Source organism: Marinovum algicola (assembly GCF_900109145.1).
Taxonomy (GTDB): Bacteria; Pseudomonadota; Alphaproteobacteria; order Rhodobacterales; family Rhodobacteraceae; genus Marinovum; species Marinovum algicola.
In genome coordinates, this window is sequence record NZ_FNYY01000002.1 from 155,354 (window position 1) to 170,563 (window position 15,210).

At 65.0% G+C, this 15,210-nt stretch carries 14 protein-coding genes; 8 read left to right on the forward strand and 6 right to left on the reverse strand.

Annotated elements, in window-relative coordinates; translation table 11 throughout:
* Nucleotides 1-74: 74 nt before the first annotated feature.
* Nucleotides 75-794: a response regulator transcription factor CtrA gene (gene ctrA, locus BMW90_RS03750; RefSeq protein ID WP_048531066.1), complete on the reverse strand. Its 720-nt coding sequence runs from the start codon at nt 792-794 to the stop codon at nt 75-77.
* A 96-nt stretch (nt 795-890) separates the two neighbouring features.
* Entirely contained in the window at nt 891-1,169 is a 279-nt protein-coding gene (sciP, locus tag BMW90_RS03755) for a CtrA inhibitor SciP (RefSeq protein ID WP_048533738.1), read from the reverse strand.
* 124 nt (nt 1,170-1,293) lie between these two features.
* Here sciP and mnmA point away from each other — a divergent pair, with 124 nt between their 5' ends.
* Nucleotides 1,294-2,439 carry a tRNA 2-thiouridine(34) synthase MnmA gene (gene mnmA / locus BMW90_RS03760; RefSeq protein ID WP_074835427.1) on the forward strand — a complete coding sequence of 382 codons (1,146 nt, stop codon included), beginning with the start codon at nt 1,294-1,296 and terminating at the stop codon, nt 2,437-2,439.
* A gap of 51 nt (nt 2,440-2,490) precedes the next feature.
* Here mnmA and BMW90_RS03765 read toward each other — a convergent pair whose 3' ends face one another.
* Nucleotides 2,491-2,787, reverse strand: a complete 297-nt coding sequence (locus tag BMW90_RS03765; protein WP_048531062.1) for an antibiotic biosynthesis monooxygenase family protein — start codon at nt 2,785-2,787, stop codon at nt 2,491-2,493.
* A gap of 156 nt (nt 2,788-2,943) precedes the next feature.
* Here BMW90_RS03765 and BMW90_RS03770 point away from each other — a divergent pair, with 156 nt between their 5' ends.
* A complete protein-coding gene (locus BMW90_RS03770) occupies nt 2,944-4,158 on the forward strand; it encodes a bifunctional alpha/beta hydrolase/OsmC family protein (RefSeq protein WP_074835057.1) in 1,215 nt (404 codons plus the stop codon).
* 73 nt (nt 4,159-4,231) lie between these two features.
* Here BMW90_RS03770 and BMW90_RS03775 read toward each other — a convergent pair whose 3' ends face one another.
* Nucleotides 4,232-5,386 carry a sugar-transfer associated ATP-grasp domain-containing protein gene (locus tag BMW90_RS03775; protein WP_074835059.1) on the reverse strand — a complete coding sequence of 385 codons (1,155 nt, stop codon included), beginning with the start codon at nt 5,384-5,386 and terminating at the stop codon, nt 4,232-4,234.
* A 194-nt stretch (nt 5,387-5,580) separates the two neighbouring features.
* Here BMW90_RS03775 and purB point away from each other — a divergent pair, with 194 nt between their 5' ends.
* The 4 genes from purB to BMW90_RS03790 all read left to right on the forward strand — a co-directional run bounded on the left by purB (nt 5,581) and on the right by BMW90_RS03790 (nt 9,246).
* Nucleotides 5,581-6,888 (forward strand): adenylosuccinate lyase, encoded by a 1,308-nt coding sequence (gene purB / locus BMW90_RS03780; protein WP_074835061.1) that lies wholly within the window; start codon nt 5,581-5,583, stop codon nt 6,886-6,888.
* Nucleotides 6,889-6,976: 88 nt separating this feature from the next.
* A complete protein-coding gene (locus BMW90_RS26610) occupies nt 6,977-7,129 on the forward strand; it encodes a hypothetical protein (RefSeq protein ID WP_158499019.1) in 153 nt (50 codons plus the stop codon).
* An 89-nt stretch (nt 7,130-7,218) separates the two neighbouring features.
* A complete protein-coding gene (locus BMW90_RS03785) occupies nt 7,219-8,301 on the forward strand; it encodes a flagellar motor switch protein FliG (protein ID WP_074835063.1) in 1,083 nt (360 codons plus the stop codon).
* Nucleotides 8,302-8,358: 57 nt separating this feature from the next.
* Nucleotides 8,359-9,246, forward strand: coding sequence for a DMT family transporter (locus BMW90_RS03790; RefSeq protein WP_211568848.1), 888 nt, complete (start codon nt 8,359-8,361; stop codon nt 9,244-9,246).
* Here BMW90_RS03790 and BMW90_RS03795 read toward each other — a convergent pair whose 3' ends face one another.
* Nucleotides 9,247-9,966: a DUF1223 domain-containing protein gene (locus BMW90_RS03795; protein WP_053083342.1), complete on the reverse strand. Its 720-nt coding sequence runs from the start codon at nt 9,964-9,966 to the stop codon at nt 9,247-9,249.
* Nucleotides 9,967-10,188: 222 nt separating this feature from the next.
* Between BMW90_RS03795 and acnA the strand changes: the two genes are divergently transcribed.
* Nucleotides 10,189-12,963, forward strand: a complete 2,775-nt coding sequence (gene acnA, locus BMW90_RS03800; protein WP_048531054.1) for an aconitate hydratase AcnA — start codon at nt 10,189-10,191, stop codon at nt 12,961-12,963.
* A gap of 82 nt (nt 12,964-13,045) precedes the next feature.
* On the opposite strand, the gene BMW90_RS03805 is transcribed toward acnA, so the two are convergent.
* Nucleotides 13,046-14,053 (reverse strand): hypothetical protein, encoded by a 1,008-nt coding sequence (locus BMW90_RS03805; RefSeq protein ID WP_139211199.1) that lies wholly within the window; start codon nt 14,051-14,053, stop codon nt 13,046-13,048.
* Between the two features lie 246 nt (nt 14,054-14,299).
* On the opposite strand from BMW90_RS03805, the gene BMW90_RS03810 reads away from it, so the two are divergent.
* Nucleotides 14,300-15,199, forward strand: coding sequence for a Hint domain-containing protein (locus BMW90_RS03810; protein ID WP_074835067.1), 900 nt, complete (start codon nt 14,300-14,302; stop codon nt 15,197-15,199).
* Nucleotides 15,200-15,210 lie beyond the last annotated feature (11 nt).

Consider the following 15,210-nt stretch of genomic DNA (forward strand, 5'->3'; position numbering starts at 1 on the left):
CTAACCCCCCGCAAAGCTTCCCAAGTGATAGGGCGCGGGCGGCACAGGGTCCAGTCGGTTTGCGCGGTATCCGGTCAGGCGCCGATGGCAAGACGGTCGCCGCCGTCAAGCTCGCTCGGGCTGGGATCGCGCAGCACATAGCCCCGGCCCCAGACGGTCTCGATGTAATTGTCGCCACCGGTGGCATTGCTGAGTTTCTTGCGAAGTTTGCAAATGAAAACGTCGATGATTTTCAACTCCGGTTCATCCATTCCACCATAAAGATGGTTGAGAAACATTTCCTTGGTCAGGGTCGTGCCTTTGCGCAGGCTGAGCAATTCGAGCATCTGGTATTCCTTGCCGGTCAGATGCACCGGCCGCCCCGCCACCTCCACCGTCTTGGCATCGAGGTCGACCGAGACCTGGCCGGTGTGGATGACCGATTGCGAATGCCCCTTGGACCGGCGGATGATGGCGTGGATGCGGGCCACAAGCTCTTCGCGGTGAAACGGCTTGGTCAGGTAATCGTCGGCGCCAAAGCCGAACCCCTTGAGCTTGTTGTCGGTATCGTCGGCGCCCGAAAGGATCAGGATCGGCGTTTCCACCCGCGCCAGGCGCAGCTGGCGCAGCACCTCATGGCCGTTCATGTCCGGCAGCCCCAGATCGAGGAGGATCAGATCGTAGTCGTAGAGCTTGGCAAGATCGATCCCCTCTTCCCCGAGATCGGTGCAATAGACATTGAGATTGGCATGGGTCAACATCAATTCGATGCTCTTGGCCGTCGTTGGATCGTCCTCAACCAGCAACACTCGCATTTTCTTGTCTCCAATCAACAGCCCGGTTATCATCATAACCTGTGGCAGAAAGGTTAACCGACCGTTACCGTAGCAGGAGAACATGCATAGCACAACTCACGGTTGTCTGTATTTCTGCACAGCGGTTGCTTTCAAAGCGTCTTCGCCGAACTGTGTGACGGCCGTTACCCATTCTCTAAATTCCTCGGCCGAGATTGCATAGCGTTTCTGTGCCTCTTCCTGCGAAATCAGCCCGTAGATCACCCCGCGCACCACCGCCGCCTTGCGCGAAGCGACCCAGCGGCGGGTCTGTGCCGCGGGCAGATCGGCGCGCGTCATCACCGTGCCATCGGGCAAGGTGACGGCACGGGGACCATCGACTTTCTTCAGGTACATGGCGTTCTCGTCCAGCTCATTTGTCCCGAGCATGGGCGGAGGTGTTTAACCGCCGGTGAAAGCCGGTCTTGAGAGTGTCTCGGATTTTCCTATATTCTCGCGGACTTCCGAAATGGAGATTCGCATGTCCGCCCTTGCCACCGAGACGCTCAATTCCCTCGGCTTTGCCAAGCCCCCCTCGCAGACCCGCGTCGTCGTGGCGATGTCGGGCGGGGTCGACAGCTCTGTCGTCGCCGCCGAGCTGGCGCGCGAGGGCTATGACGTGGTGGGCATCACCCTGCAACTCTACGATCACGGCGCGGCCCTGGCCAAGAAAGGCGCCTGCTGCGCCGGCCGCGACATCCACGATGCCCGCCGGGTGGCCGAGGAAATGGGCTTTCCGCATTACGTGCTGGATTACGAGAACGTCTTTCGCGATGCGGTGATGGACGAGTTTGCCGACAGCTACCTGGGCGGCGCCACCCCGGTGCCCTGCATCCGCTGCAACGAGCGGGTCAAGTTCAAGGATCTGCTGGAAACCGCGCGCGATCTCGATGCCGATTGCATGGCCACCGGCCATTACATCCAGCGCAAGATGGGCGCGGCTGGCGCCGAGCTGCATTGCGCCGCCGATACGGTGCGCGATCAGAGCTATTTCCTGTTCTCCACCACCCAGGAACAGCTCGATTACCTGCGCTTTCCGCTGGGCCATCTGGAGAGCAAGGAAGACACCCGCAGGCTGGCGGCCAAACACGGGCTGCCGGTGGCCGACAAACCCGACAGTCAGGACATCTGCTTCGTGCCAGACGGCAACTACGCATCGGTTATCGAAAAACTGCGCCCCGGCGCGGCCGAACCGGGGCAGATCGTGCATGCCGATGGCCGGGTGCTGGGCGACCATGCCGGGGTGATCCATTACACCATCGGCCAGCGTCGCGGCCTGGGCATCGGCGGGCTGAGCGAGCCGCTTTACGTGGTCAGGCTCGATGTCGAGGCCAAGCAGGTGGTTGTCGGCCCCAAGCAGATGCTCTCGACCCGCACCATCCCGGTGCGCGAGGTCAACTGGCTGGGCGGTGGCGGCTTTGCCGACATGCAAGAGCGCGAGATCTCGGTCAAGGTGCGTTCGACTCGGCCGCCGCGCGCCGCGTTGCTGCGGCCGCTGTCGGAGACCGAGGCCGAGGTGGAACTGCTGACGCCGGAGGAAGGCGTCTCGCCCGGACAGGCCTGCGTTTTCTACGAAACCGGCGGCACACGGGTGCTGGGCGGCGGCTGGATCTGGCGCGGGCGGTAAGGCCCGACGGCAGTCTCCGTATCGGGTCGCGGAGGCCCGCAACTGCGTCCGTCAGGCCTGAACCAGATCGTAATGCGCGATACGGCGCGCCGCCACCAGCTCGGCCTCTTCCGGGGCGATATGCGGGCTGTCGTAATTCTCGCCGACAAAGGCCTTGAGCGCGTCGAGATCGCGCCAGACCATCACGAAGGCGAAGTCTCGCGGATGATCGGCGCGCGGCGCGCCGGGCAGCACCTCGACGATGCCGTCGGTCGCCCGCATCAACGGAATGGCGGTGTCATGAAAGAACCGGGCAAACTCCGCTTCCTTGCCGGGATGGGTGGTGACCTGAAATATGCGCATGATCATGCTGTGCCTCCTGTCGACCATGAAACCCCCAGTCTAGCACATCGCGCCCCGGCTCCTCGGCGCGTTCTCAAACCCTCGTGACAGCACTGACATGATCATGGCGCCGTGCCCGCCGGCCCCCTAGTCTCCGGGTATCGCCCCCTGGAAAGGACCGCCATGCCCACCGAACGTTTCACCTTCACGGGTCACTCCGGCGCGCCTCTGGCCGCGCGGCTCGATCTGCCGGACGGGCCGCATCTGGCCACGGCGCTCTTTGCGCATTGCTTCACCTGCTCCAAGGACATTCCGGCCGCGCGCCGCATCGCCGGCCGGCTGGCGGCCATGGGCATCGCCGTGTTGCGGTTTGATTTCACCGGGTTGGGCCAGTCGGAGGGCAGCTTTGCCGAGACCACATTTTCCAGCAATATCGAGGATCTGGAGGCTGCCTGTGCCGCGCTGTCCGATCGCGGGCTGACGCCCTCGCTGCTGATCGGCCATTCGCTGGGCGGCGCGGCGGTGCTGCGCGCGGCCGAGCGGCTGCCGTCGGTCAAGGCGGTGGCGACGCTGGGCGCGCCATTCGACCCCGGCCATGTCACCCAGAATTTCGGCGGCGCCCTGGACGAGATCGCCGCCTCCGGCGCGGCCGAGGTCACGCTTGGCGGCCACCGCATCGAGATCGGCCGCGACTTCGTCGAGGATGTCTCGGCGCAGTCGCTCGCGCCGGCCATCGCCGGGCTGCGCCGGGCGCTTCTGGTGCTGCATGCACCGCGGGACGAGGTGGTGGGGATCGAGAATGCCGCCAATATCTTCATGGCCGCGAAACATCCCAAGAGCTTCGTCACCCTCGACGATGCCGACCATCTGCTCAGCCGTCCCTGTGACGCGGAATATGCCGCCGAGGTGATCGCCGCCTGGACCGGGCGTTATCTCGACCTCAAGCCGCCCGCCCCGCCCCCCGGCGCGCCCGAGGGCATCGTGCGGGTTGCGGAGGCCGATGCCGATGGCTTTCTTCAAGACGTCAACGACGGCCCGTTCCACCACGTTCTGGCGGATGAGCCCGAGGCCTATGGCGGCACCAATCGCGGCATGTCGCCTTACGGCTTTCTCTCGGCCGGTCTCGGCGCCTGCACCTCGATGACGATCCGCATGTATGCCCGCCGCAAGGGCTGGCCGCTGACCCATGTCAGCGTCGATGTCTGTCATGACAAGGTGCATGCACAGGACGCGCAGTCCCGCAGCGACACCAAGGCCGATCACTTCAAGCGGCTGATCCGGCTGGAGGGTGACCTGAGCGCGGAGCAACGCGCCAAGCTGCTAGAGATCGCCGACAAATGCCCGGTGCACCGGACCCTGGAGCGGACCTCGGTGGTGATCACCGAGGCGGCGGAGTGACCGCCGGCCGATCCGTCGACAGATCGGCACTGAGCCATTGACGGATCGGGTCGCCCCCGGAAACCCCGGCGCCCTATTCCCAGACGATCTTGCTGCCCCAGCTGCGGAACAGCTGGCGCACCTTCGGCGTCATGAAGCCCTTGCCCTTGGCATATTGTGGCAGGGTGAAGGACGAGCCGGCGTTGACCTCGATCACCACCGGGCCGGCATCGGTCAGCGCGATGTCGGTGCTCTGATAGCGCAGCGGCGCATGCAGGCGCGCCACCCGTTCGTTGACCTTGCGCAGCGCCTCCCAATGCGGCAGGCGCTGGCCGAGGATCGCCTTGCCGGTTTCGGGGTGGGCTTCGAGATGGCGCAGTTCCGGCCCTTCGGATTGCACCAGCGTGCGGATTTCACCAGTCTCCGGGTCGATATCGCAGAGCATGTTGCCGTCGCGCCAGAAATTGTCGGCCTGGTTGCGCTGCGACGGCAACTTGAGCACCGCCGCCGGCACGAAGACGCCGTCGCCATCCACCATGTTGACCACCCGCACCGTGGCGGTGGTATCGGTATACTCGCGCAGAAAGCCGCAATTGCTGACAAATTTCTGCAAGATGAAGGCGTTTTCGCCGATGATGCTGGCAAAGAAATGCTCGTAGGACATCGGACCGTGGTCGCGCAGCATCAGCCCTTCGCAGTCGGCCGACAGGATGGTGAAGACGCCGACCGAGCCCAGCCCCCGCATGTTCTTGCCGAACAGCGGACCATCGAGCCCGCCGCCAATTGCCGCGCGCAATGTCTGCGGGCCGGATAGTGGCGCGCTGCCGTGATAGGCGCGGCCGGTCCGGTCGATCACCCCCAGGGTCTGCGGCACCGGCAGCCCGTCGGCCTCCAGCAGCTTGGCCGAAAGCCACTTGTCCTCGGTCACCGCAAACCAGTGCAAGTCGTTGACTTCGTGGATGATGGCGTTCTGCAACAGCCATGAGATGAATTCGCCGCGCTCCTGCTCGCTGTGGGCCTCGGCATCGTAGAGCCGGAACTTGACGTATTCGTCGAGCTCGATCTTCTGCCGCCCCTTGCGGAACTTGGCCGCTTCCATGCCGATACCGAAGGCGCCGCGCCCCGAGGCCCGCGCCGCATGGGCGATCAGCTCGGTCTTGTTGTATTCGTGTTTGGCGGAATACCTCTGCTGATCGCGGGCCACGATGGCCCCGGTCTCATGGCCTGCGGTGAGCGTTGCGTCGGACATGCCCTTATCCTCTTCGCCTTTTTTGCGGTCACTGACTTCATTTCCGCAACAATGGGGCGAAAATGGGGCCGGCCGTCGCCGCTTTGGGGAAAATTCCCCGAAACTTGCAGCAATGCCACGTCCTCTTGTCCCCCCGTCAGCTTGGGCGTATGACGCCGCGCAAACGCCCGTGACCAGCCCGAGAGGACGACCAGATGATCCCCCGCTATTCCCGCCCCGAGATGACCGCGATCTGGGAGCCCGCCACCAAGTTCCGCATCTGGTTCGAGATCGAGGCCCATGCCTGCGACGCGCAGGCCAAGCTCGGCGTGATCCCGCAGGAGAACGCCGATGCGGTGTGGAAGGCCAAGGACGTGGAATTCGACGTCGCCCGGATCGACGAGATCGAGGCGGTCACCAAACATGACGTCATCGCCTTTCTCACCCATCTGGCCGAACACGTGGGCAGCGAAGAGGCGCGGTTCGTGCATCAGGGCATGACCTCGTCGGATGTGCTCGACACCACGCTGAACGTGCAGCTTGTGCGCGCCTCCGACCTGCTGCTCAAAGGCATGGACCGGCTTCTGGCCGCGCTCAAGACCCGCGCGCTGGAGCACAAGGACACCGTGCGCGTCGGCCGCAGCCACGGCATCCATGCCGAGCCCACCACCATGGGGCTGACCTTCGCACGCTTCTATGCCGAGATGGACCGCAACCGCGCCCGCCTGGTGGCAGCGCGTGAAGAGATCGCCACCGGCGCGATCTCGGGCGCCGTCGGCACCTTCGCCAATATCGACCCGGCGGTCGAGGAACATGTCTGCGCGCAGATGGGTCTCTCGCCCGAGCCGATCAGCACGCAGGTGATCCCGCGCGACCGCCACGCCATGTTCTTTGCCGTGCTCGGCGTCATCGCCTCGTCGATCGAAAACATCGCGGTGGAAATCCGCCACATGCAGCGCACCGAGGTGCTGGAGGGCGCGGAATTCTTCTCGATGGGCCAGAAGGGCTCTTCGGCGATGCCGCACAAGAAGAACCCGGTGCTGACCGAGAACCTGACCGGCCTGGCGCGTCTGGTGCGCATGGCGGTGATCCCGGCAATGGAAAACGTGGCGCTCTGGCACGAACGCGACATCTCGCATTCCTCGGTCGAACGCGCCATCGGCCCGGATGCCACGATCACGCTTGACTTTGCCCTGCACCGGCTGGCCGGCGTGGTCGAGAAGATGCTGATCTTCCCCGACAACATGCTCGACAACATGAACAAGTTCCCCGGCCTGGTGATGAGCCAGCGGGTGCTTCTGGCGCTGACCCAGGCCGGCGTCTCGCGCGAGGATGCCTATGCCATGGTGCAGCGCAATGCGCTCAAGGTCTGGGAAGAGCGCGTCGATTTCCAGGAACAGCTTCTGGCCGACGATGCGGTCGTCGAGGCGCTGGGCGAGGACGGCATCAAGGAGAAATTCGACATGGGATATCACACCAAACATGTCGACACGATCTTCAAGCGGGTCTTCGGCGAAGGCTGATGCGCCCGGGGATTTTGAGCGAATCCCAGTCCATGTTACCCTTGGGGAACGGCGGAGCCCGCTCCGCCCGCACCCAGGGAGAGTTTCGATGTTCAAATCCGTAATCTGTGCCGTGTTTCTGACCGCGCTTCCGGTGATCGGCTATGCCAGTTGCTTTGGTGGCCATCAGGCGATGTCCTGCGCCGAAGGCACCGTCTGGGATCAGGCAGCCGGCGCCTGCGTCGAACGGACGACAAGCTGACAGCAAGCCGCGCCGCCATCGGTGCGGCTTCAGCATTTCTTCACCCTTCTCCGGCTATCTGAACCCCAGATTCTGCCGGAGACCCAGGGATGAGCGAACTCGCCACCACGAACAATCTGCCATCGGTCCGCGGCGCCACGGTCGGGGCCAATGCCGGTCGCTCGCGCGCCACCAGCCTGTCGCGCAAGCAGAAGGCCGCGATCATTGTGCGACTGCTGGTCAACGAGGGCACCGAGGTGCCGCTGTCCGAACTGCCCGAAGGCTTGCAGGAGGATCTGACCCAGCAGATGGGCGCCATGCGCTATGTCGACCGGGCGACCCTGGCCGATGTGGTCAGCGAATTCGCCGACGAGCTGGAATCGATCGGCCTGCATTTCGCCGGCGGCATCGCCGGGGCGCTGTCGGCGCTCGACGGCAAGATCTCGCCTCAGACCGCCGCCCGCCTGCGCAAGGAGGCCGGGGTGCGCCAGACCGGCGATCCCTGGATGCGCATCCGCGCCCTGCCCGCGCCGCGCCTGCTCGACTTCATCACCAGCGAAAGCACCGAGGTCGCGGCGGTCCTGCTGTCGAAGCTCGACACCGCGATGGCGGCGGACATCCTGTCGCAGATGGCGGGGCCAGAGGCGCGGCGGATCACCTATGCGGTCTCGCGCACCGCCAATGTGACGCCCGAGGCGGTGGACCGGATCGGGCTGTCGCTGGCCAGCCAGCTCGACCGTGATCCGGTGCGCGCTTTCAAGGCGGCGCCGGTGGCCCGGGTCGGCGCCATCCTCAACTCCTCGCCCGCCGCCACCCGCGACGCCCTGCTCAGCGGGCTCGAGGAACAGGACGAGACTTTCGCCGGGCAGGTGCGCAAGGCGATCTTTACCTTCGAGAACATCGGCGACCGGGTCCGTCCCGGCGATGTTCCCGTCATCATGCGCGAGGTCGATGCCGAGACCCTGGCCGCCGCGCTGGCCGCCGCCAGCGCCGGTGGGCTCGAGAAGATCGTCGAATTCCTGCTCGGCAACATGTCGAAACGCATGGCCGAAAGCCTGCGCGACGAAATGAACGAGGTGGGCGATCAGAAACCCAAGGCGGCGGAGGCGGCGATGAATGCGGTGGTGGCCGTGATCCGGCGGCAGGCCGATGCCGGCACCATCACCCTGATCACCGACGAGGAAGAGGCCTGATACCAAACGGCGTCAGCGCCAATGGACACCCCGGGAAAAGCGCCGTAAGCCTGACGCATGGCTTTCGCACAGATCCCCCGTCCCCGCACGGACGCCGCGCGCGGCATCCTCTTGATGATCGGCACCATGCTGCTGTTTTCCATCCTGGATGCCTGCGCCAAGGAGCTGACCACCCGGGTCGGCGTGCCGACCACGCTCTGGGCGCGTTATGCCGGGCAGACGATGATCGTCTTTCTTCTGGTCCTGCCCCGGCTGGGCGCGACGCTGCGCACCCGGTATCCGCTGCTCCAGCTTTTGCGCTCGATCTGCCTCTTTGCCGCGACTTTCTGCTTTTTCAACGGCCTGGCCCGTATCGGCCTGGCCGAAAACACAGCAATCATGGATCTGAACCCGGTGCTGATCACCCTGGGCGGCGCGCTGTTTCTGGGCGAAAAGATCGGGCTGCGCCGCGCCCTGGGCATCGGCGCCGCGCTGATCGGCGCGCTGATCATCATCCGCCCCGGCACCGATGTCTTCAGCCCGGCCGCGATCTTTCCGCTGGGCGCGGCGCTGTTCTTCTCGGCCTATGCCCTGCTCACCCGGTTTGTCGGCCGCGACGAGGATGCCTGGACCTCGCTGCTGTATACCGCGGCCTTCGGCGGCGTGGTGATGACGGGTCTGCTGCCGGTTGTCGGCGAAATGCCCAGCGACGCCACGTCCTTCGGGCTGATCGCGGTGATCGGCGGGATTGCCGCCGCCGGCCAGCTTCTGCTGATCCGCGCGCTTCAGATCGCCGAGGCCGGAACCCTGGCGCCTTTCACCTATTGCGGTCTGCTATTTGCCACCCTCTGGGGTGCGCTGATCTTTGGCGAATATCCGGACAGGGCCACCATCCTGGGCGCCTCGATCATCGTAGTGTCGGGAATTTACGTCTGGTATCGCGAGACCCACGCCAAACCGGCGTGATCACGGCAGGTTGCGGGCCGCCAGCATCGGGCCGTAACCCGCCTTTTGCACCAGGATCGCGGCAGAGCTCACCTCGGGAAGCTCGGTGCGGAATTCGGCGCTGCCGTCCCAGACACCCAGTTCCTGCCAGCTCTCGACGATATTGGCATAGCTGATCGTGCGCCCGGCATTCTCGCCCCGGGTGATCTCGACCGTCGCCTCGGGATCGTAATCCACCAGCATCACCTGGATCTCGCCGCTCACCTCACCGGTGGCGCGCAGGGTCAGAATGGTCTTGCCCCCCGCCGTCTCGAGCTCGAGCGCCACAGGCCGCGACCGCGCCTCGTGCAACGCGATCAGATCGCTAACATCCATCGGATGGTTGCCGACCACGTGATCGACGCCGTTGATGATCATCTGCGGCGTATAGATCATCCGCCGCCCCGCCGCCTTGGCATAGCCCTTCTGGCGCCGAGTGTGCCCGGGCAGGGCAAAGCGGTCTTTCCAGCCGATGTAATCCCAGTAATCCACATGCAACGCCAGCGCGATGACATCGTCGCGCGCCGCGAGTTTATGCAGCAACTCATCCGCGGGCGGACAGGCGGAACATCCCTGCGACGTGAATAGCTCGACCACCACCGGCGTTCCGGGTTCGGCCTCGGACTGCGCCCGCGCCTGTCCCGTGCTCAGAACCCCTGCCACCCCAAAGGCCGCAGCGCCAAGGATCAAGTTCAACCGCATTCAATTTCCCCGTTTCGTCGCATATGTCTACCTAAAGGCAGGCAGTTGAAATAACCAATCAAGGTTTTGCGATATCTCCGCGATGGTCAGGGCCGCGGCCCGTGTCGAAATAGTTGCATACAATCGCATACAAAGTGCCGCACCCCCCTTGATTGCACACCCCCGACAGGTCTATTGCACACACAGCGAAACCCCTTGGCATCATCGGAAGGGAGCCATTCCATGCCCATTACAGTCGGTCATGACAGCTCGAAGACCCGCAAGTCGATCTCGGCGGGCGGCAAGAGCCTGTCCTTTTATTCCATCCCCGCCGCGCAGGAGGCCGGGCTTGGTGATTTCTCCAAGCTGCCCGCCGCGCTGAAAGTGGTGCTGGAGAACATGCTCCGCTTCGAGGACGGCAAGACCGTCACCACCGACGACATCAAGGCCTTTGGCGACTGGGCCAAGGACGGCGGCAAGGGCACCCGCGAGCTGGCCTATCGCCCGGCCCGCGTGCTGATGCAGGATTTCACCGGCGTTCCCGCCGTGGTCGACCTCGCCGCCATGCGTGACGGCATCGTGGCCCTGGGCGGCGACCCGGAAAAGATCAACCCGCTGAACCCGGTCGATCTGGTCATCGACCACTCGGTGATGATCGACGAATTCGGCAACCCGCGCGCCTTCCAGATGAACGTCGACCGAGAGTATGAGCGCAACATGGAGCGCTACACCTTCCTGAAATGGGGCCAGTCGGCGTTCAACAACTTCCGCGTCGTGCCGCCGGGCACCGGCATCTGCCACCAGGTGAACCTGGAATACCTGTCGCAGACCATCTGGACCGATGTTGACCAGAACGGCGAGGAAGTGGCCTATCCCGACACGCTGGTGGGCACCGACAGCCACACCACCATGGTCAACGGCGCCGCCGTCCTGGGCTGGGGCGTGGGCGGGATCGAGGCCGAGGCCGCGATGCTGGGCCAGCCGATCTCGATGCTGATCCCCGAGGTCGTGGGCTTCAAGCTGACCGGCGCCATGGTCGAAGGCACCACCGGCACCGACCTCGTTCTGAAGGTTGTGGAAATGCTGCGCGCCAAGGGTGTTGTCGGCAAGTTCGTCGAATTCTACGGCGACGGCCTCGACAAGCTGCCGCTGGCCGACCGGGCGACCATCGCCAACATGGCGCCGGAATATGGCGCCACCTGCGGCTTCTTCCCGATCGACAACGAGACCCTGCGCTACCTGACCAACACCGGCCGCGACGAGGCCCGCGTGGCGCTTGTCGAAGCCTATGCCAAGGAAAACGGCATGTGGCGCGACGAGAGTTACGACCCGGTCTACACCGACACGCTCGAGCTTGACATGGGCACCATCGTGCCGGCGATCTCGGGCCCGAAACGGCCGCAGGACTACATTGCGCTCGATTCCGCTTCGACCGAATTTGCCAAATACATCAAGGGCCTGCGCGACGCGAAAGACACCACTCCGACTTCGGAAGTGCGCTGGGAAGGCGAAGGCGGCGCGCCCGAGCCGCAGGACATCCCCGGCGACGAAGGCCATCACAACAAAGGCTGGTACAAGACCGACGACGGCGCCTATCAGCTGCATGACGGCTCGATCGTGATCGCCTCGATCACCTCCTGCACCAACACCTCGAACCCCTATGTGATGATCGGCGCCGGTCTCGTCGCCCGCAAGGCGCGCGAGCTGGGCCTGACCCGCAAGCCCTGGGTCAAGACCTCGCTGGCACCGGGCTCGCAGGTGGTGTCGCACTACCTCGAAGCCGCCGGCCTGCAAGACGACCTCGACGCCATCGGCTTCAACCTCGTGGGCTATGGCTGCACCACCTGCATCGGCAACTCCGGCCCGCTGGAAGCGCCGATTTCCAAGGCGGTCAACGATTACGACCTGGTGGCGACCTCGGTGCTCTCGGGCAACCGTAACTTCGAAGGTCGGATTTCGCCGGACGTCCGCGCCAACTACCTGGCTTCGCCGCCGCTGGTGGTGGCCTATGCGCTGGTGGGTGACATGAATATCGACATCACCTCCGATCCGCTCGGCCAGGACAAGGACGGCAACGACGTCTATCTCAAGGACATCTGGCCCTCGGCCAAGGAAGTTTCCGATCTGGTGGAACAGACCGTGACCCGCGAGGCCTTCCAGTCGAAATACGCCGATGTCTTCAAGGGCGACGAGAAATGGCAGGGCGTGGAAACCACCGACGCCAAGACCTACGACTGGCCCGCCGCCTCGACCTATGTCCAGAACCCGCCTTACTTCCAGGGCATCACCATGGACACCAAGCAGATCGAGAACATCGAAGGCGCCAAGGTTCTGGCGCTGCTCGGCGACATGATCACCACCGACCACATCTCGCCGGCCGGGTCGTTCAAGGACACCACCCCCGCCGGTCAGTACCTGATCGAACGTCAGGTGCCGGTGCGTGAGTTCAACTCCTACGGCTCGCGTCGAGGCAACCACGAAGTCATGATGCGCGGCACATTCGCCAACATCCGCATCAAGAACGAGATGCTGGACGGCGTCGAAGGCGGCTATACCAAGGGCCCCGACGGCGAACAGACCTCGATCTTTGACGCGGCAATGGCGCATCAGGAGGCGGGCACACCGCTGGTGATCTTCGGTGGCGAGCAATATGGCGCCGGGTCGTCGCGCGACTGGGCTGCAAAGGGCACCGCGCTGCTGGGGGTGAAGGCCGTGATCGCCGAGAGCTTCGAGCGTATCCACCGCTCCAACCTCGTCGGCATGGGCGTCATCCCCTTCGAGTTCACCGATGGCGATACCCGCAAGACGCTGGGTCTGACCGGTGATGAAGAGGTCGCGATCCACGGGCTCGACGATGTGACGCCGGGCAAGATGGTGCCCTGCACCATCACGTTCGCCGATGGCAGCAGCAAGGAGATCACCCTGAAGTGCCGCATCGATACCGCGGTCGAGATCGAGTACATCGAAAACGGCGGCGTGCTGCATTACGTGCTGCGCAACCTGGCAAAATCGGCCTGAGACAGGCTTTCAGACGCAATCGGAACGGGCGCCAATCGGCGCCCGTTTCTGTTTCTTCGCCGCCTGTCCCGGGCCGCCGCACCTATTGGCGCAAGGCCAGATCCGTGGCGCGCCCGGCCCAGATCTCGTCGATCACCCCGTCGAGCGCGCGCCGCACCTCGACCGGGCCGCCGCCCTCTGCCAGCGTCCTGTGCAGCACGCGGCACTGCCGGAAGATCGCGTTCAGCCCGGTGCCCAGCCGCGGCGGCCATTGCGCGCGGGCATCGCCCAAGGCGATCCAGTTCACCATATCGCGCTCTGGCAGGCGCAGGCGGCGGTACTGCGGCGCGATGGTCGAGGTGCGGCGCACCAGCCGCGCCCCCGACGGCACCAGCGCGGCGATCCGTTCCGGAAAAACCTGCGCGATGTCGCTCACCGCGGTGATCGGCCGTGCCCCACCGCGCCCGCGCGACGCCGTGATCCGCAGGCGATGGCCGCGAATTTCGCCATAGAGCGCGCCGCAGGGGCCATCGAGTGCCGGACCGGACCATTGCACGCCCGGCCGCGCTTCGAGCAGCGCCAGCTCCAGCGTCTGGTAGAGCTTTACCCTGCCGGTGTCCTCGTATCCGATCTTCAGGCCCAGCCGGGCCAGCATCGGCAGCGTTGCCCGATGCGCCCCGGTGGCGTCGATCACCAGATCGAAGCACCCCTGCCCCTGCCGGCTGCCGGCGCAGAGCCGCGCGCCTTCGCGGCCGGTGATCTGCACGTCCCGCCAGGTCTCGAACGGGCGCCGGCCGATACAGATGTCCAGGGCCGCATCGACCGCCGCGCGGGACAGGCGCGGCGCGGTATACTCCGCGCAATCCGGGCCGGAAAAGCTGCGCCAGCGGCACTGCGGCTCCGTCCGCGCCGCGATCTCCTGCGCCAGGGACCGGTCCAGCACCGCTGCGGCCGGTCCCATCGTCGTCGCCAGGATATGCGAATGCCGCGCGGTGGGCGGTGGCCCGAGGCCCGGACGCGGCAAGGCCCGCACCACCCGCAGGCCAAGCCCCGAAAGCGCGATCGCCGCCAGCCGCGCGGCCGGCCCGTCGCCAAAAATCAAAACGTCCAACACGCGCTCCATCGGGCCTTCCGCGCCGCCGACACCGCGACGCGGCAACTTGCGGCAAGTATCCGCGCGCCATCGCTCCGCCGCAAGGCGGAACCGGAGGCCGCCGAAACCAGACCTTGTCTGATGACCGAAGCCGCGCTAGCCTGATGGTCTTTATCGCCTGTGCCGGCCGGAATATTTTTTTCCGGTCAACGGCTTTACGGGCAGCAATTGCGACAGATTCCATAGTCTCCGAGGGATATTAACATGGCTCAAGAAACCTTTGCCTTCTTTTACGAAGTCCAGGGCATGGCCCCGGGTGCCACCCATGGACCGGCCCAGAGCATATCCACCACCCTGGTCGAGCTTGCGTCGGACACCGGCGGCATCGATGGCAGCACCTCTCCGGGGGACGAGATCGACTGGTCGTCCTCGGGCTTTACCGGGCCGTTCACCTACATCGCCCTGACCCAGAACAACGAACCGATTGTCGAGGATTTCGATTCCGGCGTGCGTTTCGTCCTGTCGAACGACGGCACGCGAGAGTCCGATCCGGTCACCCCGAACTCGGCGCCCTACACCTATTGCTTTGCCGCCGGCACGCTGATCGCCACACCCTCCGGCGCGCAGCCGGTGGAAAATCTGAGCATCGGCGACGCGGTTCTCACGGCGGACGGCAAGACCGTCGCGGTCAAATGGCTCGGGCGCCAGACGCTCCGCAAGTTTCTCAACGGCACCCGCATCCAGCCCGTGCGCATCCAGGCCGGTGCCCTGGGCGACGGCCTGCCGCACCGCGATCTGACGGTCACCGGCGAGCATGGCCTGGTGTTCGAGGGGCTGGTGATCAATGCCGCGGCGCTGGTCAACGGCACCACGATCAATTGGGTGCCGCTGGCCGAGCTGGACGACAGCGTCACCTATTACCACGTCGAGACCGAGAACCACGATGTCATCCTCGCCGAAGGGGCCGCGGCCGAAACCTTCATCGACTACCTCGACCGGTGCGGCTTCGACAATTACCAGGAATACCTCGACCTTTATGGCGCCGAACGGGTGATCCACGAGATGCCCCTGCCGCGGATCAGCGCCGGGCGGCTGGTGCCCGGAGCGATCAAGGCGCTGCTTGGCAGCCGGGCGCCAGCGCCGCCCAACAGCCTGGCCGGATGATCGCCCCCTCT